We start from the raw sequence: 20,150 nt of genomic DNA, 5'->3' as shown, positions 1-20,150 counted from the left end.
CTCCACTCCTTTCTTCCGGACTTTAGCTTGCAGCAGCCAGCATAAGCCGCTCAGAGGAGGATTCCGGACTGGCAGTCCCCTTGGCGGCAGCCTTATCGTTATCATGCAAAGGCGCAAGAGCTAGCGAAGTCGATATTGTCAGCATCAGCAAATAAGTGCCTTGTTCAAAAATATTGGTGGAAAACATCAGAATCCCGTTAACCAGAGTGACAGCAAACAGATCAAAGCCATAGATTCTTCCGGTTCTAACAAACTGGAACAGAAAGTGAAGATAGATCAAGCCCGCAACGAGAAGCACAAGAAGTCCATACTGGGCGAGAATACTGTTAATGGTTCCATCAAGAATAATCGCGTTCACGCCGGCCTCGAATTGCCGGTTGAGATTAACCGCGGCATTCGTGCCGTAGCCGATGCCATTGCCGAACAGAATGTTCTCCAGATTCTGATTGAAGAGACTTTTGAACAGCTCGATGCGTCCGCTCTCCAATTGAGTCTCCAACAGATCGCCCCGGTCAGCCAGCACATTCACCAATTTGCTGATGCCGATAAGCCCGATCCCGATCACAATGCTAAGCGAAATAAGCAGCAGACTTTGTCTTCTGTCCGTCCGGCCATGTATCAGACGCCTCCCCGCCGAGAAGAAGATGACGAGCATCACACCCATGAGCGCCGAACGTGTGCCGGAGAATGCAGCCGTCAGGAGACATAGTGTCTGAAGAGCGATCATGCTCTTCACCCCGATATTCAGCTTCACGCCCAGCAAATAGTAGAAAATAGAGCAGCCCAGCGCAAAATAACCAGCAACCGATATGCCCCCGAATGTTCCGATTAGCCGAAGCGAGACGGGATTCGCATAACCATAGTTATTGGTATAAACGTAATATTGAAGCAGCAGCACAATGAACTCCACAAGGAGCAGTATCGTAACCGTTCGCTTCATTAATCCGAAAGCATGAATCGATTTCAGAAACTTCGCAGCCTTCAGGCAGAATAAGAACAGCAGGACAGATCTCGTCCCGGCCGCAATAAGAAAGAGATCCACTCTCTGATAGAAGAAGCCGAGTACGCTGGCACCATAAATAACCAGGAGCAGAAACGGGTAATACGTGAGGAAGAGATGGTTTCTTTTCTTCTCCCTTGCATCCATAATGACGAACAGACACATGAGCATGAAGAGAAGCCCATCCTTCACATACCGGATATTAAGTCCGAATATCGGCTGATTAATCCGGAACTTCGCATAGGACACCTTGTTGTTTATGAGATCGGTAATCGCCTCTGGCAAGTATGGAATAACCGTGAACACAATGAACAGCACCAGCAGTATTTTAACTAATCTGTTCATAGGAACCATCCCGGACTAGCGGTTTGATTGTCCTTGCCGGTATGCCTGCCGCAATCACATTGGCCGGTATATTGCCGGTGACGATGCTGCCTGCGCCAATGACGCTGTTCTTGCCGATAGTAACCCCTTTAAGAACCATAACATTCGCCCCGATCCATACGTTGTCTTCAATGACTGTCCGGGCCACGCCCACATCCTCCGCCGAATCGTTGTACCTGCGGTTCTCCGGCTTCAACGGATGGAAGTCGGTATCGCAGATATGGACATTCACGCCCAGCATCACATCATTGCCGATCTTCACATGGAAGGCGGCGCATATGCTTGCTCCGCTCATCCCGACATCATTGCCAATTTCGATTGCTGCTGATGGCGCCAATGTCCGTATGACACATCTATGATTGATTCCGAGGGGATTGCTGTAATCGGCCGAGCATAAGACCGCATTGTCGCCAATCGTGATGGAGCTTCCCGCATGCTTCTCAATGACAGGCATCCCCACCGCAATCAGCTCCTTGCCGCATGGAATGCCATATTCCTTCAACAGCAGCTTCGTTATTGCGGTGGCAGCCATTCTGACCAGCTTTCTCTTGATCCTAATGAACAGAATAACCATACGCTTCCCTCACATATAGACGATTGTAGAATTCAAAGGTGCGTTTTGCATTCTTCGTCGCATCGAAGTGTTCTCTGGCGAAGGCCAGCGCCTTCTCTCCGAGAGACGCCCGCAGCTCATCATCGTTGCCCAGCCTGATCATATATGCCTCCAGCTCCGCCCAATCGCCTTCCCCGAACAAGAACCCGGTTTGCCCATGCAGAACAAGCTCGTTAGGTCCTCCTATATTAGAGGCGATCGACGTCTTCCTCATCGCTGCCGCTTCTATGATGCTCCGTGAGAAGTGAGGCTCGATGAACGGACAGACCATAACATCCGATGCCGCTAGCAATGAAGGCACATCCTCCCTGAACTTGAGCAGATGGACATTCCGCTCCCCTTCCGCCTCCGTCACTATTCTATCCTCGTACGGATTCGTATTATCGAAGTAGAAGCCTGCCACGATGAGATGAAAGCGGGGATTGTCGCGAACCACGTTCAGAAAAGCCTGAAGCATGGGCGAAACGCCGTTGCCTTCAACCACTCTCCCGAGATACAGGAAGGCAACATCCTCATCCTTCAAACCCAGCTCTTCCCGTACATGAGTCCCCGATACGGCAGGGTTGTATTTGTGAAAGTCAACAAAGTTGTTGATGACCTCAAGCTCCCGCTCCTTGCTGTTGATCGTCGCCGCATCATAATGGTCAATGGAGATGAACCCGTCTACATAGCGGTGATTCATGATGCGCAATATTTTCCCGGGAAAGGAGGCCAGCAGCGGCTCGCGCACATGGCAGACCACCCTGATCTCCTTGGAAATATCCTTGGCCGCTTTTGCTACCATAAAGAGGCAGGTGCTGTTGAGGTGGATAATATCAGGCTTGAACGCTTTAATATACCTCTTCGCCATGATATAAGTCGGCAGCGATCCAAGTATATTGCGCACGAAAAGCCGCGCACTCATTCCTGATACAGTTGTCCCGTGGAAGGCATACATCCTTCGGACAACCTTGACCGGAAGCCCGACCGTTCTGAGCAGCTCAACCGCAGGGCCGTCATTGATGCTGATGACCTCGGCTTCATACAGCTCTCTGTCCAGATGGCTGATCAAGTAAGTCAAGCTCTTGGGCGCCCCGCCTAAACTTCCGGCATGATGGACATACAATACACGCTTCTTCATTATCGGATCACCTCAAGCTCAAGAGATCGCAATCAGCTTGGCTTCCACTTCCGCCTTCTTCAGATCGCTTTCAACCATCATATGAATTAATTGTTTGAAGCCGACCTCAAGCTTCCAGCCGAGCTCTTCCTTCGCTCTGGTGCAATCGCCCAGCAGCAGGTCCACCTCTGCCGGCCGCACAAACTCCGGATCAATAACGACATAATCCTTGTAATCAAGTCCGACATAAGAGAATGCGATTTCCAGCAGCTCGCGGACCGTATGCATCTCTCCTGTTGAAATTACATAATCCTGCGGCTCATCCTGCTGCAGCATCAGCCACATCGCTTTGACATAATCACCGGCAAAGCCCCAGTCGCGCAGTGCATCCAGATTGCCCATATGCAGCTTGCTCTGCAGCCCCAGCTTAATTCTCGCCGCCGCATCCGTCACCTTGCGCGTTACGAACTCAAGCCCGCGGCGCGGCGATTCGTGGTTGAACAGAATGCCCGAACAAGCGAACATATTGAAGCTTTCCCGATAGTTGACCGTTATCCAGTGGCCGTACACCTTCGCAACACCATAAGGGCTGCGCGGGTAGAATGGCGTCGTTTCCTTCTGCGGAGTTTCGACAACCTTGCCGAACATCTCACTGCTGGATGCCTGATAGAATCTGGCCTCAGGCTTGATCAGGCGGACAGCTTCCAGCATGTTCGTTACAGAAAGCGCCGTAATATGCCCTGTTGTGATCGGCTGCGGCCATGAAGCGGCAACGAAGGACTGGGCCGCCAGATTGTATACCTCATCAGGATCGGAGATCCGCACAGCTTCAATCAATGAGGCCAGGTCGGTCAGATCACCCGAAATCCAGTGAATTTTATCCTTAATATGCTGCACATTCTCATAATTCGGCGTGCTTGTACGGCGTCTTAAACCGAATACCTCATAACCCTTGCCGAGCAGAAACTCTGCCAAATAGGAACCGTCTTGACCTGTAACACCTGTAATTAGCGCTCTTTTCATATTGTTCCTCCACCTATTAGTTGTTTACCAGCGTAGACTCCCGGAATGATTCATACACGGCGTGCAGGCCGTCCTCAAGCTTTATTTTGGCCTGCCAGCCCAGCGCGTGAATTTTGCTCACATCCACCAGCTTGCGCGGCGTTCCATCTGGAACAGATGAGTCGAACACGAGGCTGCCTTCATAGCCGACTATGGATTGGATCAGCCCTGCCAGTTCTTTGATCGTAATATCCTCTCCGACACCTACATTGACAATGTCATTACCCTCATAGAACTTCATTAAGAAAATACATGCCTCTGCCAGATCATCCGAGTGCAGAAACTCTCTGCGCGGCGTGCCTGTTCCCCATATTTTCACCTCAGCCGCTCCGCTGGCCTTCGCCTCATGGAACTTGCGAACAAGAGCTGGCAGCACATGCGAGGTGACAGGATCGAAGTTGTCATTGGGCCCGTACATATTTGTCGGCATCGCCGAGATGAAGCGTGTTCCGAACTGGCGGTTATACGACTGGCACATCGTAATGCCGGCGATCTTGGCGACCGCATAAGCGATATTCGTCGGCTCCAGCTCGCCCGTAAGCAGATATTCCTCCTTGAGCGGCTGAGGAGCAAGCTTGGGATAGATGCAAGTCGAGCCCAGGAATAGAAGCTTCTTGACCTCATAACGGTGAGCCGCATCAATTACATTGGCTTGAATCATCAGATTATCCCGGATGAAATCAGCAGGGTAATCATTATTGGCCACGATGCCGCCGACCTTGGCTGCAGCCAGAAATACGTAGTCGATGCCCTCTTCTGCGAACAATTGCTGCACCTGCTCCCGGTCCCTTAAATCCAGCTCCGAGCTGGTCCGGAGAACCAGATTGCGATATCCCTTCTCCTCAAGCGCCCGGAGAATAGCCGAGCCGACAAGTCCTCTATGGCCAGCGACATATATTTTTGCATTAAGATCCATCACAGCACCCCTGCATCACATAATTAGAAAGCATCCTTCGACCCCAACATCACTCTGACCGTCCGCAGCATAATGCTAATATCAAGCCACAGGCTTCTGCGGTTAATATATTCCAGATCCAGATCCACCATCTCGGCAAAGCTCAGCTCATTGCGGCCGCTGACCTGCCATAAGCCTGTGCAGCCTGGTGTTACGATGAGCCTCAGCTTGTCATACTCCGAATACTCCGATACTTCTCTTGGCAGCGGCGGCCGGGGGCCTACCAGGGACATTTCGCCCCGGAACACATTGACCAGCTGCGGCAATTCGTCAATGCTTGTTTTCCGAATAAACTTGCCGATTCTAGTAATCCGGGGGTCTTCCTTCATCTTGAACATCGCGCCGGATATTTCGTTCTTGTCCAGCAGTTCATGAAGCAGATCCTCGGCATTCGAGACCATCGTGCGGAATTTATACATCCGGAACGGCCGCTCATTTCTCCCGACCCTTACTTGACTGAAGAAAACAGAGCCTTTCGGATCCTCCAGCTTAATGACGATAGCAAGGATGACAAAAAGCGGTGACAGCAGCAGCAAGCCTATAGCAGAAGCCGTAATGTCGATAAACCGTTTGCTCGCCAAATAGACAAACCTTCTTCGTCCGGTTTTTGGCCTGACCTTCGCATAATACCCAGCCGAATTAATCGTCGCTATCTCAGGTTCATTCCTGTTCAGAGGCGCCATAGTTATTCACCTCTTGCTAGCAAATAGGTTGATCGTTCTCGCTCCACAATTTCCTCGAGTGATGTCAAGAGCTGATGCCTCAGCTCATTCCTCTGGAGTGCAAAATCAAGTGTAGTCAGAATAAAGCCGAGCTTCTCTCCGACATCATAGCGGATGCCTTCGAAATTATAAGCATATACCCCCTGCGCTACATTCAGCGCCTGAATCGCATCCGTCAACTGTATTTCTCCTCCTGCACCGATCTCCTGACGATCGAGAAAATCGAATATTTCCGGTGTCAGCACATAACGTCCCATAATAGCGAGATTGGAAGGAGCTTGTCCTTGAGGCGGCTTCTCGACGAAGCTCTCTACTTCTACTAGCCGTCCCTCAGAGAGACGCGGATCAACAATGCCGTATCGGGATGTCAAATCCACTGCGACCGGCTGAACGCCAATGACCGATTTGCCTGTCCGCTCATATTGCTGGATTAGCTGCTTCGTGCACGGCGTTTCCCCCCACACGATATCGTCGCCAAGCAGCACAGCGAACGGTTCATCGCCAATGAAGTTCCTCGCGCACCATACAGCGTGACCGAGACCCTTGGCCTCCTTCTGGCGAATATAGTGAATATCAACATTGGCGGATCGTCTCACTTCCTCCAGCAGATCAAATTTCCCCTTCTCCAGCAGCGAATGTTCCAGTTCGAAGGCGCTGTCGAAATGATCTTCAATTGCACGCTTGCCCTTCCCCGTGACGATTATGATGTCTTCGATACCCGATTGGATCGCTTCCTCTACAATGTATTGAATGGTCGGCTTGTCAACAATAGGAAGCATTTCCTTCGGCATAGCTTTAGTAGCAGGCAAAAACCTTGTGCCAAGACCGGCAGCCGGTATAATTGCTTTCCTCACCTTAGTCATCTCACTCACCTATCCCTCTTTATATTTTTAGATGCCATTCTTGGAAGCAAAAGTACAAGCTACGCACTCTTAGTAGTCGGGAATAGTAAGGGCGCATAGCTTGGACTTTTAGATGAACGGGCATTCAACCCTTCCTCACATCACACCCTTGACGATTGACGTCTAAGGCACCAAGACCCACAGCGTGACCGAGTGCCTCCAGTGATATAGGTGCAGGAGACATTACCTGTATCTTTATGATTGATGTTCAATTAATAGTAGCCGCTGGCATCTCTGCGATTGACATTGTTCAAGACGACACCAATGAGCTTCGCCTTCACAAACTCCAGATTCTCCTTCGCCTTCTGGGCCACATCCTTATTGACCTCTCCCGAATCGATCACCAGAATGACGCCATCGCACTTCGAGGCAACAATCTGCGCATCGGCGACAGACAAGAATGGCGGCGTATCGATAATAATGACTTCAAACCGCTCCTTCAATTCCTCCAGCATGTGAATCATAAACTTCGATGCGAGCATCTCTGACGGATTATGAGGTGCCGATCCGGCTGTAATGATAGTGAGGTTCTCAACGGGCGAGGCAATGGCCGCATCGCTCCATTCGAACTTCTGATTCAGCAGCGAGCTTAGACCAATCCGGTTAGAAAGGTTGAAGATATGATGCTGCGCAGGATTGCGCATATCCGCGTCGATCAGCAGCACCTTCTTATTGGACTGGGCATAGGCGACAGCGAGGTTCGCCGCTACACTGCTTTTCCCCTCACTCTTCTTGGTAGAGGTGACCATAATGGTTTGCAGGTCTTGCTCAATATTGGAGATTTCGATATTCGTTCGGAGAATTTTATAAGCCTCAGAAGCCGGCGATGTCGGACTGATCATCGTAATCAGCTGATTTCTATGTGTCGAGCGTGACATTGCTCTCACCTCTTTTCACATTCATTGTCGCTTGCTTCTCTTTACCGCTTGTTCTTGCAGAGACTCTCGTACGAGGAATAAGAGACAGGGGTGGCACTCCGAACAATGCTTTGACATCTTCCTCTGTCTTGATCGAATCGTCCAGATACTCCAGCAGGAATACCAGGCCTAAGCCGATCATGAACGATAACAGGAGACTGATGGCAATATTCAAGTTCGGTCTTGAGGTCATTGGTGCAGGTGTATTGAACGGATCAGCTTCATTCAGAATAATAATGTTGTCCAATTTCATCAGCTTGGGGATCTCTGCCTGGAAGACCTTAGCTACCGCATTTACGACATGGGCTGCTCTGCTGTACTTCAGATCCGTTACAGTCAATGACATGACCTGTGTGCCATTGACTGTCGTAACATTAACCTTTCTGACCAGTTCATTCACCGTCATATCTAATTCAGGAAACTCCTGAATGACTTTGCTCATAATCCGTGGTGTTCGAATAATTTCTACGTAGGTTTTAATCAATTGAAGATTCATATTAATGGAAGAGACATCGAGACTGGTCTTCGTTTCTTCACTGGCATTCTGGTTCACCATCAGCTTCGCAGAGGCCGTGTACAGCTTCACATTCGACTGATAAGAGTAATAGCCGGTTAACATACCGCTCACGACCATAAGCAATACGATCAGCCATATTCGTTTTCTTACAATTGCCCAATACTGCTTGAGTTCCATGTTGTATCCTCCATTACCATGATTTCCGAATCAATGCCGCTCGTTCCCCAGTACTTGCTTGTCAGCGGGCGGCTCTTGGCTCTCACAAATGATTCATCAGCATTGCTCAAGATAACTCAGAATTTTTGCAGCAGCAGTGTGCTTATTCATCACTCAACACCATGCATATCATCAGCAGTTGTGATTTATTGCTTTAATGCAGCGGAATAATTGAAGAAAATAATTGAATCCGCTCAATTTTTGCATCGCTCTAATGATTCATTCCTCATAATGTGTAATAATTTGTATGAATGTTGTATAGGAACAAGATAGATTGGGAAAACTATTATTCATTGAATATGATACAATTTGTATCTATTACACCGTTAACTTTACGATACAGAACGTAACATGTCAATACCTTTTTCATGGTTTTTTCAAGATTGCGACATTTTGTTTCATAACATGCATTTGTAAGCGTTTCGTATTAATATGTTGGTATAGTTAGTAAGGAGGAGTATTATGAATATTGGTAACCGTATTGCTAAATTGAGGGAGGATCGGGGGTGGACTCAAGAACAGACAGCTGGGTTTCTTGGGATTTCGCGCGCTGCTCTGTCTCATTATGAGAAGAACCGCAGAGAACCGGACACCGATACGTTATCGAAATTTGCCGATTTGTTCCATGTATCTGTCGACTACCTTGTTGGGCGAACAAACACTCCTCACGCAACGCTGGACGATCCTATCCGCGAATTTGTAGATCAATTGGAGTTGGCGGACGAGGAATTGCTGCAGAAGTTCGCACTTACTATAGATGGCCGCAAGTTATCCGTAGATGAAGCCCGTCGATTCATCGCATTCGTCCGGGCGGAGAGAATGATGAACTAGTTATAACTCTACCTATAGAACAAAACCATAGTACGCCTTATTGGCATGCTATGGTTTTGTTTTATTTTGTGTCCTATTATTTAAATGAAGAATCTTCTGTGACCAATCTGAACGTTCAATGCCTAGCTGATTCAGAATTACAGTAACTTCCAGCTCTACAGGAATAGATTCACGTGAAGGCATCGTTGACTCTTCTTTCTTATTGGGATTATTTGATTTCATAAACACTCCGACTCCTAATCTCTCTTGTTTTTCTAGAACAGCATGGTTTCGCTATTATAGTCAAGAAGCTTTAAAGAATCTGTCGGTCTAATGAAAGCATTCATTGCGTTTGCAGGCATCTTGTTGGAGCACTTGCTTCCTCCGCTCGTTACGTGGATTCCACTTGCTCTGGCGAGGTCCATTCTTGTGGCCATCTTTCCTTAGGAATACACATCTGCTCCAGCAATATGCGAATATCTATCTCCATTAATGGCTTACTTTCTGTTTTCTCAACAGTCAGCATCATTGACGATTTCCCTCTCCCTTCTTATTAAGAACAATGTAATTATAGCTAACGTGTCCAAAAGAAGGTGTCGGTATATGGATGTCGAATCGCGATATTTTTTAGCTCCTTTTGTCGAAATAACCGATAGATTAGAATGTAAGGCTTTACATTATAGGACATGAGAATTTTTTAATAATTGCTGGAACTACCTCATAGATCCCTATAAACCACGACAAAAAGCCGGCCAAGAGAAAGATCTCTTGACCGGCTTGTTTCATACGTAATATTAGTTGCCGCCTGCACGCGCCAATTCTTTCATATTCGCTTCGAATGCCGCGAGAAGCGCTGCATCGCCAGTCAGACCGGTCTGCTCTACCTTCTCGATCTGCTCCAGCATCCGCTTGTAATCCTTAGGAATAACCTTGATAAACTTCGGCAATGCCGCATCCCAATCCGACAGAACGCGATCGCCGACCGCACTGCCCGTATATTGAACATGACGGCTAATCATGTCGCGAAGCTCTTCTACTTCCTTCGGATTCTCCAGGCGCTCCAGCAGTACCATCTCCAGATTGCACTGTTTGAAGAAATCGCCCTTCTCGTCAAGCACATAGGCCACACCGCCGGACATACCTGCCGCGAAGTTGCGTCCCGTGCCGCCAAGGACAACGACTCGCCCGCCTGTCATATACTCACAGCCATGATCGCCGACACCTTCTACAACGACCTTCACACCGGAGTTACGAACTGCGAAGCGCTCGCCTGCGATACCGCGAACATAAGCTTCACCGTTAGTCGCGCCATAGAACGCTGTATTCCCGATAATAACGTTCTCTTCCGCAATAAAGGTCGCTTTAGGCGATGGCGCTACAATAACCTTGCCGCCCGAGAGCCCTTTGCCCACGTAGTCATTAGAATCGCCTTCCAACGACAATGTAATCCCCTTCGGTACGAATGCACCAAAGCTCTGTCCGGCCGATCCAACGAAATGGAACGAGATCGTATCATCCGGCAGCCCTTGAGCGCCATACTTCCGAGTAACCTCGCTGCCGACAATCGTACCGACTACCCGGTTCGTATTGCAGATCGGCAATGTTGCACGAACCTGCTCCCCGCTCTCAAGCGCAGGGGCTGCAAGCGGAAGCAGCTTCTGCATATCAAGCGATTCTTCCAGCAGGTGGTTCTGCTCCTGCACACAATAGCGGGCTGCGTCTTGCGGCAGCTCGGGAAGGTGCAGCAGAGGAGTCAGATCGAGACCCTTCAATTTATAATGATTAATCAGCGTCTTCGTTTCCAGACGGTCTACACGTCCCACCATCTCTGTAATGGTACGGAAACCGAGCTGTGCCATAATTTCGCGAAGCTCGCGTGCGATGAACAGCATATAATTCGCTACATGGCTTGGATCACCCATGAATTTCTGGCGAAGCTCCGGATTCTGGGTGGCGACACCAACCGGACAGGTATCCAAATGACATACACGCATCATAATACAGCCAAGAACAATTAGTGGAGCTGTGGAGAAGCCATATTCCTCGGCACCGAGCAGGGCTGCAATAGCCAAGTCGCGTCCGTTCATGATTTTGCCATCAGTCTCTACTACAACGCGGTCACGAAGATTGTTCAGCATGAGGGTCTGGTGCGTCTCAGCCAATCCAAGCTCCCAAGGCATACCTGCGTGACGTATAGACGCCAGCGGCGATGCTCCTGTTCCCCCGTCATAACCGCTCACGAGGATAATATCCGCGCGGCCTTTGGCAACACCGGCAGCAATTGTGCCGACGCCGACCTCAGACACGAGCTTAACATTAATACGTGCGCGCGGGTTCGCATTCTTCAGATCGTGGATCAGCTCAGCCAAGTCCTCGATGGAATAAATATCATGATGCGGCGGAGGCGAGATCAGTCCGACACCCGGCGTTGATCCGCGAACCTCAGCAACCCAAGGATATACTTTGCGTCCTGGCAGCTGGCCGCCTTCGCCCGGCTTAGCGCCCTGCGCCATCTTGATCTGAATCTCGTCAGCGTTAACCAGATAGTTGCTCGTTACACCGAAACGGCCAGAGGCAACCTGCTTGATCGCACTGCGGCGGGAGTCGCCGTTCTCATCCGGAATGAAGCGCGCCGGATCCTCTCCGCCCTCGCCCGTATTGGATTTGCCGCCAATGCGGTTCATTGCAATTGCCAGCGCTTCATGCGCTTCCTTGCTTATAGAGCCGTATGACATCGCGCCAGTCTTGAACCGTTTGACGATCGACTCTACAGATTCAACTTCATCCAACGGTACCGGCTCGGCATCGTAATTGAAGTCAAGCAGTGAACGAAGCGTCAGGAATTTCTTATCTTCACCCTGTACGAGCTCAGAGAACTTCTTGTACAGCTTGTAATCATTATTGCGGGAAGCCATCTGCAGCGTGTGAATCGTTTGCGGACTGAACAGGTGGTCTTCGCCGTCTTTGCGCCATTGGTATTCACCGCCGGAATCAAGCTCCTTCTCTCCGCCCTCCTGCTCTGTGAAGGCACGGTTGTGATAGAAGAGCGCTTCCGATGCAATGACATCCAGACCAATACCGCCGATGCGGGATGGCGTCCAAGTGAAGTACTCGTCTACAAGTGCTTCATGAAGGCCTACCGCTTCGAAAATTTGTGCGCCGCGATACGATTGAATCGTCGAGATGCCCATCTTGGACAGAATCTTCACGATGCCCTTGGTCGCTGCTTTAATAAAGTTCTTAACTGCCTTCTCGTGCGTAACGCCTCTAAGCATGCCTTGGCGAATCATATCATCAAGCGTCTCGAACGCCAGGTATGGATTAACTGCGCTCACTCCGTAACCGAGCAGCAGTGCAAAGTGATGCACCTCGCGCGGTTCGCCGGACTCCAGCAGAATGCTGACCTTCGTGCGTGTACCTTCGCGAATCAGATGGTGATGAAGCGACGATACCGCCAGAAGAGACGGAATTGCTGCATTCTCACGGTCAATGCCGCGGTCGGAGAGAATCAGAATGTTATGGCCTTTGCTTATAACACGATCTGCCGCTTCACACATTTGGGCAATTGCCGCACGAATGCCGCTCTCGCCTTCAGACGCGGTGAAGATCGTTGGAATTGTAATCGACTTGAAGCCCGGACGGCGCACATGGCGCAGCTTGGCGAACTCCTCGTTGGAGAGCACTGGCGAAGCCAGGCGGATATGGCGGCAGCTCTCAGGCTCCGGATTGAGCAGATTGCGCTCAGGTCCGATTGTTGTGCCTGTCGCTGTAATAATCTCTTCACGAATCGCATCAATAGGCGGATTCGTTACTTGCGCGAACATTTGCTTGAAATAATTGAACAGACGCTGCGGACGCTCGGACAGAATAGCAAGCGGAGCATCGTAGCCCATCGAAGCGATTGGTTCTACGCCGCTTCCAGCCATCGGCTCAAGCACCTTGCGCAATTCCTCGAACGTATAGCCGAAGGCTTGCTGGCGCTGCTGAACCGTACTATGATCCGGCTCCGGAAGCTCGGGAGCTTCAGGCAGATCATCCAACCCGACAAGATGCTCGTCAAGCCACTCGCGGTAAGGGTTCTCCGCCGCAATTGCAGCTTTGACCTCTTCGTCGGATACAATCCGGCCTTCCTTCGTATCCACAAGCAGCATGCGGCCTGGGCGAAGACGGTCCTTGTATAGAATGTTCTCCGGATCGACAGGAACTGTGCCTGCCTCCGATCCCAGTATGATCACATCGTCCTTCGTGACATAGTAACGCGCTGGACGAAGACCGTTGCGGTCGAGAATGGCGCCAATCTGCGTGCCATCGGAGAATGCCATAGCGGCAGGTCCATCCCATGGCTCCATCAGGCAGCTATGGTATTCGTAGAATGCTTTTCTGTCATCATTCATGCTCTCATGGTTGGACCATGGCTCAGGAACCATCATCATGGCCACATAAGGCAGGGAGCGTCCTGACAGGTACAGAAATTCAAGCGTGTTGTCGAACATAGCTGTATCGGAGCCGTCCGGATTGATGATCGGCTTGATTTTGTCCATGTCTGCACCGAACAATTCGCTCTCGCACATCGTTTGGCGGGCATGCATCCAGTTGACATTGCCGCGAAGCGTATTGATCTCGCCGTTATGAATCAGATAGCGGTAAGGATGCGCGCGTTCCCAGCTCGGGAATGTGTTCGTCGAGAACCGCGAGTGCACAAGTGCAATTGCCGTCTCCATCGCTTCGTCGTTCATATCCACATAGAAAGAACGAACCTGCTCTGTCGTAAGCATGCCTTTGTAAACGATCTTCTTGCTGGACATGCTGGAGAAATAGAAGGTGTCCGCGCCTTCTTTGCCAGAGTAGCGGATCGCTTGCTCTGCGCGTTTGCGGATCACATAAATTTTGCGCTCGAATGACAGTTCGTCCTTCAGACCTGCATTCTTGCCAATGAACACTTGGCGAACATATGGCTTAACTGCTTTGGCGGAATCGCCCAGCTTCGCATCATTCGTCGGAACCGTGCGCCAGCCAAGCAGTGTCTGGCCTTCCTCACGAATGATGTCCTCCAATTGACGCTCATGGCTCGCGCGAATCTCCTCATCTTGCGACAAGAACAACATGCCTACCGCATATTCTCCATTTGCCGGCAAGTCGATGCCAAGACCCTTCAACTCACGAACGAAGAAGCCGTGCGGAATTTGCAGCATGATGCCTGCGCCGTCGCCTGTATTCGGCTCGCTTCCCTGGCCACCGCGGTGCTCCATGTTCTCAAGAACCGTCAGTGCTTGCTGAATGATGGTGTGTGATCTGATTCCTTTGATGTTAGCTACAAAGCCCATACCGCAAGCGTCTTTCTCAAACTGCGGATCGTAGAGGCCTTGCTTCGGCGGCAAACCCAAACGATTTACTTTCATTGCGTACACCCTTCTATCCATAAATTTTTGAATAAATAACATTCATAAGATCCGGCTTCATTTTCGACGCATTATCGCTTAAAATAGAAAGCAACAGAAGGTTACAATATAACAAACCGTCGAATAATGAACAAGTGTCCACTGACAAAAAGACGCTGTTCACGGCACAGCAGCATGCCATTATCTTCAGCATCCAGTGGTAAAACTGCATACAGTCGCACTTTCGTTATTATATTATTTTAACATCACCCCATAACGATATCAATTTAATATTTTTATGGTTGTGATAAGAGTTCTTTAACGGATTTTGTCATACTTGCCTTATAACTATATCAAAAGGATGTGTGCTCGTTGTATAGAAAGTTAAGGAAAAAAAGAGCTGCAGCCGCTGTTCTTACAGCCGCGCTGCTTGTCGGAACAGTCAACTGGAATAATGCCATCATTCATGCAGCATCACAACAGAACGCGAGCCCCTACGCAGCAGCAGCCGCTGTAGCGGAGGCGGCCAGCGCGCTTAATATTGTCGCCGTAGGCGATTCTCTGACTGCGGGCTATGAGCATGGCATGACGGAGAGCGCTGTGCCTTACGGTTATGTAGACCGGGTCTATGAGCAGGCGCTGTACCACGGCAGAGTATCGATCCAGAATTTCGGGATGCTTGGCTTGAAATCTGTAGGGCTTAGCGCTTGGCTGAATGCGGCGGCGCAGGGTAATGCAATAACCGCCGAGGAAGCGCAGAACAATCTCTCCAGCTACCCCCGCGCGTCTGCGACAATTGCCAAAACCGCTGCGCTGAAGACAGCAATCGAGGGAGCCAATCTTGTCATTATGACAATCGGCGGCAATGATTTTACGCCTATTATTGAAGAGGTCAGGCAGAATCCGCTGACAACCGAACAGCTTGCAGCCCGCTTCGACGATGTTCTTGCCGCTTACGAGACATCGCTCCAAGCCTCGCTGCGCTCGATCATCGCCATTAATCCCAAGGCCCGCATTGTCATCTCGGATCAGTATCTCCCTGTTCCCAAGCCATCGGCAGTCAACAAAGCGGTGACAGAGGAGCAGTATGCGGTGCTGCTTGGCGGAGTAGCCAAGCTGAGGAATGCGGTCGAAACACTCGCAGCCACGCTCCGGAATGAGGGCGTCGCAATTGACACCGTGAATATCTCGGAGCCCTTCGCCGGCAAGGAGCTGCAATATACGGACATCATCAAGGGCGATATCCATCCCAAGCAAGCCGGTTATCAGGTCATGGGCCGCGCATTCGCCGAGACGATCTGGGGCGAATACCGCGAACCTGCCGTGCTGGCCGCAGGCGAACCGCTTCGCGTCATCATCAATGGCAAGCAGCTCTCCGGCGGCAACAAGCCGGTGCTGAAGAACAACACCACCTTCCTGCCGATGCGTGATATTGCCAATGCAATGAATGCATCCTTGCAATGGGACGGCAAGACGCAGACGGCTACGATTAAAGCGGGCAATAAGGAAGTCGCCTTCCGTATCGGCGCCAAGTCCATGAAGGTCAATGGCCAGGAGCTTCCGCTTGCGATGCCGGCTTATCTTGAGAAGTCAGGACAGACCTCCGTCACCTATCTGCCGCTTGCGGCATTGTCCAAAGGTCTGGGCTACCAAGTCGAGTACCGCAAAACCATTACAACGGTATTCATTAACAAGTAACATACAGCCAGCGATGGCTTCATCTCGGCAGGGGCGAAGGAACCTGCGTAAGTCAGGAAGAAAGTCCGGCGGTTGAGAAGGCCCGCCGGACTTTTTTTCTGGCTATGTATATTTGCAGTGGTGTACTCAACTTGTAGAATAGGCCCCATAAGAAAGTCAGCAGATTGGGCTGCATGGCCCAGGCAGTATGAGAAGGTGAGAGCGAAGCCTGCGTAAGCGCAGGAATTCCGATTAAAAGAAGCTGTAGGTGATACAATCCCTGCGATAATGCAGGAATATGAGATAGAATTGGTCGATTGAGATCATATACGACGAAATGCCTTCACTTTGGCAGGCATTTCAACTTCGAACAGTCCGGGACGTGAGAAAGGCTGCTGTTTTGCAGGCATGTTCGACGTTTACGGTTTATGGTTTACCGTTTACGGTCTCTGTATCCATTCCCCCAGCGCCACAAGTCACCCCACGCCCGACTTCATCACCTTGACGAAATAATCGGCGATTTCCTCTCTGCTTAACGGCTCATGACGCTGGCTCCATTCGGCAGCCAGCGCCACATACATCCGCAGCATAAGAAATGCGGTCAGAGCAGGGTCAACCGCTCTTAACTCGCCCTTTTCAATAGCATGCTCGACTTCCTGCTGAATAAATCCGATAATTGCCCCTTCCAGCCTTTCCATCCCTTCCTTCGCCATTGGTGTGCCGATATCCCGCACCTCCTGGGACAGCTTGACGATCAGCTCATGCTTCTCGCGGAACTGAAGCAGTTCGTGCAGAATGGATGCCAGATTGTCGAAGAAAGGCTTGCTGCGGTCAAGTGTCCGCTCAGCCAGAGCTCTCAGCTCCGCTACGAGCTGGTCCATTATTGCGCCGAACAACTCCTCCTTTGTATCAAAAAAAGTGTAAATCGTTCCCTTGCCGACTGTAGCGATTCTGGAAACAAGATCCATCGTTGTCGCCTTATAGCCAAACATCGCGAACGACTGCGCAGCCGCCTCAACGATCAGGCTTTTGCGATCAACCGTTTTTTTCGATTGCTCCACCACGCTCAGTCTCTCCCCCTATTCGGATTCTCCTGCCAGCACAAGCTGCTCCAGCGTGAACAGTGCATGGAACCGCAGCCCCGCAGCCTGAAGATTGGCACGCGCCTCCGGATTGCTCTCAATAATACAGATCACATCATTGACGACTGCACCAGCCTCCCGCAAATCATTCACGCTGCGTACAATGTGGCTGCCCGTTACAACCACATCATGAACGACGCATACACGTTTGCCATGAATGGCTGTGCCTTCCGTCAGCTTATTAATGCCGCTTGCCTTCTTGCGTATGAAAGCAGCCGGAATATTCGTCTCCATCGACAGCACCGTTACGATCGGGATTCCGCCAAGTTCAATACCGGCGAGCACCTCGCTTCCAACCGGAATGCGTGTCGCAAGCTCTGCCGAGATACTGCCAAGCAGCCGGGGATTCGCCATTAATAAATATTTGTCAAAATGTCCGCCAGCTGCTTCCTTCGCAGAAGCGCCGGACGTCCCCCCGATATGTGCAGCTTTATAAATATCTCTGGCCATCGTCAAGCTTATTCTATTCATCCGTATAGCCGCCTCTCCTACTTGCCGTATTCTTGAGCAAGCCCTTCCAGCTGCTGCAGACCACGCTCCGCCCAGCGCTTCAAGCGGTCCAGCGATTCCAATTCCGCAGCGACCGCTCGCTGCAGCGATTCCTTGTATTCCGGCACATTGCCATAATAGGGCCGCATATCATCCCGCAGCACATTCGTCTTCTCTGTATAGCTCAGCGCCCGCCGCTCATGAAACATCGGCACATCGGGATTATACGGATTGTGCAGGTCTCCTTGCTCAGGATGCTTCAATACCGCAAGCACCTTTACGAGTGACCGGGGTATTCCGGCTTCCACCACCTCGCCTATGTATTCGCCTGATTTGACCCCAATGACCACAATAGCTCCGGCTTCAGGCACAAATTTTTCGTCTCTTTGCATCTTTTTCACGTCCCCAATCGTCATATATGGATAGCTGGCTTCTCAAGTGGCTCGCCAACTGCTTACCGATAAGAATTCATCTGCTCATTAAATTTTAACATAAATTAATGCTCCAATAGCAAGCAAACCTAATTTCATCTCTTGTATTCAGGTCTGGTTGCATCGTAAAATGGTAATTAGAAAAAGTAGGTGAGAAGATGCGTAAAAAAAGAGTGCTTCTGCTCTCTGAAGGTTTCGGTTCCGGACATACCCAAGCTGCGTATGCGCTTGCCGTCGGACTTAGAGAACTGAATCCTAATATTGTTACGCGGGTTATTGAACTGGGTAATTTCCTCAATCCAGTTATCGGTCCATTGATTGTCTCCGCCTATAAGAAGACTGTCAGCAAACAGCCTAAGCTCGTCGGAATCGTCTACAGGAGACAGTACAAGAAATCGTTGAATCGATTCACTCAACTTGCTCTTCATCGAATATTCTACACCCATACGGCACAAGTCATTTCCCAGCTTAAGCCCGATCTCATCGTATGCACACATCCCGTACCGAATGCGGTAGTGTCCAGGTTAAAGCGGCTTGGTCTTGACGTGCCCTTATATACCCTCATTACTGATTACGATGCGCATGGCACCTGGACTAGTCCTGAGGTGACCAAATACCTGGTCTCGACTCCTCTCGTTCAGAAGAAGCTGATGGAGCGCGGCATTCCTTCCAGCCGGATTGAGGTAACCGGAATTCCCGTTCATCCAAACTTCTGGCGCATCAATGAGAAGACGGAAATTCGCCTCCAATTTGATCTGAAGCCTCTTCCGACCGTCCTTATCATGGGCGGCGGCTGGGGAATTATGTACAGTGACAACCTGCTTAAATATATGACGAAGTGGCGGGACTCCATACAGCTGATCTACTGTGTTGGAAGCAACGACAAGGCAAGAGAGAAGATGCTGTCCGACCCGCAGTACCAGCATCCCAACATTAAAGTGCTGGGATTCACCCGTGAGGTCAGCAAGCTGATGGACGTCTCCGACCTGCTGATCACCAAGCCTGGCGGTATGACCTGTACAGAAGGGCTTAGCAAAGGAATTCCGATGCTCTTCTACGAGCCGATTCCTGGCCAGGAGGAAGTCAACTGCGAATATTTTGTGGAGAGCGGCTTTGGCGAGATGCTTGTTTCTACAGAAACGATTGACAAGTGGTTCTCGCTTATACAAGAGCCTTACACCTCCTTCCAGCATAGACGCGACCTGCTCTCCAAGCGCAACGAGCAATATAATCCGATGCAATGCTCCCGTGCCGTCTTGCAGCTCATGCAATGACGGCTTGTTTTTTTATAATCGGCACAGTCCCCGAGGATCGCACCGCCACCCATAGTCAAAAAGGGGCTGCCCCGCGAGTCCTTGTTGGAAATCTCAGCTCCCACTCGATCATCAGACTGTTGACGTACTCCTCGCCAGAGGACGGTCCGTCATTCAAACGCCGAGACATGCAAGATGTGAAAAGCGAGAAGCGAAATGCGAGCTAGGCGAAACATGCAAAACGGCAGTTTTTTTTCTCATTTCTGACCCCATGAAGGCAAAATGCCTGCCAGAGTGCAGGTATTTTGCCTTCATTTCCTATTAACGGGGTAGCGTCAAGAAGTTTGTGTAAGCTTGTAGATATACCCATCGGGTAAGTGTTGGTGGGGGGCGGAGGACTCCGCCCCCCACCACATTGTTTTAACTTTCGATCCGAGGATCCGACTGAACAGAATCCGAGGAATAGCGCTTTTCAAACATCTCATTAAGTTTTTGTTTGACAACGGGATCGCCAAAACCTGGGATGACACGGTTCTCAAAACGTTCGTTGTAGGCGATGGTGTCCAAGTATACAATTTTTTCT

Annotated in this window: 17 protein-coding genes; 3 read left to right on the top strand and 14 right to left on the bottom strand. The window is 50.3% G+C overall.

Annotation, left to right across the window (positions count from 1 at the left end):
• Positions 1–22 precede the first annotated feature (22 nt).
• The 9 genes from K0T92_RS18550 to K0T92_RS18510 form a co-directional block, all read right to left on the bottom strand.
• A complete protein-coding gene (locus K0T92_RS18550; protein ID WP_219873974.1) occupies positions 23–1,345 on the bottom strand; it encodes a hypothetical protein in 1,323 nt (440 codons plus the stop codon).
• Positions 1,329–1,958 carry an acyltransferase gene (locus K0T92_RS18545; protein ID WP_219873973.1) on the bottom strand — a complete coding sequence of 210 codons (630 nt, stop codon included), beginning with the start codon at positions 1,956–1,958 and terminating at the stop codon, positions 1,329–1,331. Before K0T92_RS18545 ends, K0T92_RS18550 begins: the two co-directional genes overlap by 17 nt.
• Positions 1,939–3,117, bottom strand: coding sequence for a glycosyltransferase family 4 protein (locus tag K0T92_RS18540; protein ID WP_219873972.1), 1,179 nt, complete (start codon positions 3,115–3,117; stop codon positions 1,939–1,941). The genes K0T92_RS18545 and K0T92_RS18540 overlap by 20 nt, the downstream gene beginning before the upstream one ends.
• Positions 3,118–3,135: 18 nt before the next feature.
• Positions 3,136–4,119, bottom strand: coding sequence for a GDP-mannose 4,6-dehydratase (gene gmd, locus K0T92_RS18535; RefSeq protein WP_219873971.1), 984 nt, complete (start codon positions 4,117–4,119; stop codon positions 3,136–3,138).
• A gap of 16 nt (positions 4,120–4,135) precedes the next feature.
• Entirely contained in the window at positions 4,136–5,074 is a 939-nt protein-coding gene (locus K0T92_RS18530; RefSeq protein WP_219873970.1) for a GDP-L-fucose synthase family protein, read from the bottom strand.
• 23 nt (positions 5,075–5,097) lie between these two features.
• On the bottom strand, positions 5,098–5,796 hold the full coding sequence (locus K0T92_RS18525; protein WP_219873969.1) for a sugar transferase: 699 nt from the start codon (positions 5,794–5,796) through the stop codon (positions 5,098–5,100).
• Between the two features lie 2 nt (positions 5,797–5,798).
• A complete protein-coding gene (gene galU / locus K0T92_RS18520) occupies positions 5,799–6,698 on the bottom strand; it encodes a UTP--glucose-1-phosphate uridylyltransferase GalU (protein ID WP_219874056.1) in 900 nt (299 codons plus the stop codon).
• 251 nt (positions 6,699–6,949) lie between these two features.
• Positions 6,950–7,615 (bottom strand): CpsD/CapB family tyrosine-protein kinase, encoded by a 666-nt coding sequence (locus tag K0T92_RS18515; protein WP_219873968.1) that lies wholly within the window; start codon positions 7,613–7,615, stop codon positions 6,950–6,952.
• Positions 7,596–8,348 carry a YveK family protein gene (locus K0T92_RS18510; protein ID WP_219873967.1) on the bottom strand — a complete coding sequence of 251 codons (753 nt, stop codon included), beginning with the start codon at positions 8,346–8,348 and terminating at the stop codon, positions 7,596–7,598. Before K0T92_RS18510 ends, K0T92_RS18515 begins: the two co-directional genes overlap by 20 nt.
• A gap of 501 nt (positions 8,349–8,849) precedes the next feature.
• Between K0T92_RS18510 and K0T92_RS18505 the strand changes: the two genes are divergently transcribed.
• On the top strand, positions 8,850–9,218 hold the full coding sequence (locus K0T92_RS18505; RefSeq protein ID WP_219873966.1) for a helix-turn-helix domain-containing protein: 369 nt from the start codon (positions 8,850–8,852) through the stop codon (positions 9,216–9,218).
• A gap of 48 nt (positions 9,219–9,266) precedes the next feature.
• Here the strand turns inward: K0T92_RS18505 and K0T92_RS18500 are convergent, their stop codons facing one another.
• Together K0T92_RS18500 and gltB are read right to left on the bottom strand one after the other, a co-directional pair.
• Complete coding sequence (locus K0T92_RS18500) at positions 9,267–9,440, bottom strand: hypothetical protein (protein ID WP_219873965.1); 174 nt, start codon at positions 9,438–9,440, stop codon at positions 9,267–9,269.
• A 551-nt stretch (positions 9,441–9,991) separates the two neighbouring features.
• Positions 9,992–14,596: a glutamate synthase large subunit gene (gene gltB / locus K0T92_RS18495; protein ID WP_219873964.1), complete on the bottom strand. Its 4,605-nt coding sequence runs from the start codon at positions 14,594–14,596 to the stop codon at positions 9,992–9,994.
• A gap of 351 nt (positions 14,597–14,947) precedes the next feature.
• Between gltB and K0T92_RS18490 the strand changes: the two genes are divergently transcribed.
• Complete coding sequence (locus K0T92_RS18490) at positions 14,948–16,273, top strand: SGNH/GDSL hydrolase family protein (protein ID WP_219873963.1); 1,326 nt, start codon at positions 14,948–14,950, stop codon at positions 16,271–16,273.
• A 455-nt stretch (positions 16,274–16,728) separates the two neighbouring features.
• On the opposite strand, the gene K0T92_RS18485 is transcribed toward K0T92_RS18490, so the two are convergent.
• The 3 genes from K0T92_RS18485 to kapB are packed head-to-tail and all read right to left on the bottom strand — an operon-like array spanning position 16,729 to position 18,275.
• Positions 16,729–17,316, bottom strand: coding sequence for a TetR/AcrR family transcriptional regulator (locus K0T92_RS18485; protein ID WP_343223741.1), 588 nt, complete (start codon positions 17,314–17,316; stop codon positions 16,729–16,731).
• A 15-nt stretch (positions 17,317–17,331) separates the two neighbouring features.
• Complete coding sequence (locus tag K0T92_RS18480) at positions 17,332–17,865, bottom strand: orotate phosphoribosyltransferase (protein ID WP_219873962.1); 534 nt, start codon at positions 17,863–17,865, stop codon at positions 17,332–17,334.
• A 17-nt stretch (positions 17,866–17,882) separates the two neighbouring features.
• On the bottom strand, positions 17,883–18,275 hold the full coding sequence (kapB, locus tag K0T92_RS18475) for a kinase-associated lipoprotein B (RefSeq protein WP_219873961.1): 393 nt from the start codon (positions 18,273–18,275) through the stop codon (positions 17,883–17,885).
• A 197-nt stretch (positions 18,276–18,472) separates the two neighbouring features.
• Here kapB and K0T92_RS18470 point away from each other — a divergent pair, with 197 nt between their 5' ends.
• On the top strand, positions 18,473–19,588 hold the full coding sequence (locus K0T92_RS18470) for an MGDG synthase family glycosyltransferase (RefSeq protein ID WP_219873960.1): 1,116 nt from the start codon (positions 18,473–18,475) through the stop codon (positions 19,586–19,588).
• The last annotated feature ends 562 nt before the right edge of the window (positions 19,589–20,150 follow it).

This window comes from Paenibacillus oenotherae, assembly GCF_019443105.1.
Taxonomy (GTDB): Bacteria; Bacillota; Bacilli; order Paenibacillales; family Paenibacillaceae; genus Paenibacillus_Z; species Paenibacillus_Z oenotherae.
Note: the sequence above shows the minus strand (reverse complement) of the source record. Positions and strands in the feature narration are given on the sequence as shown.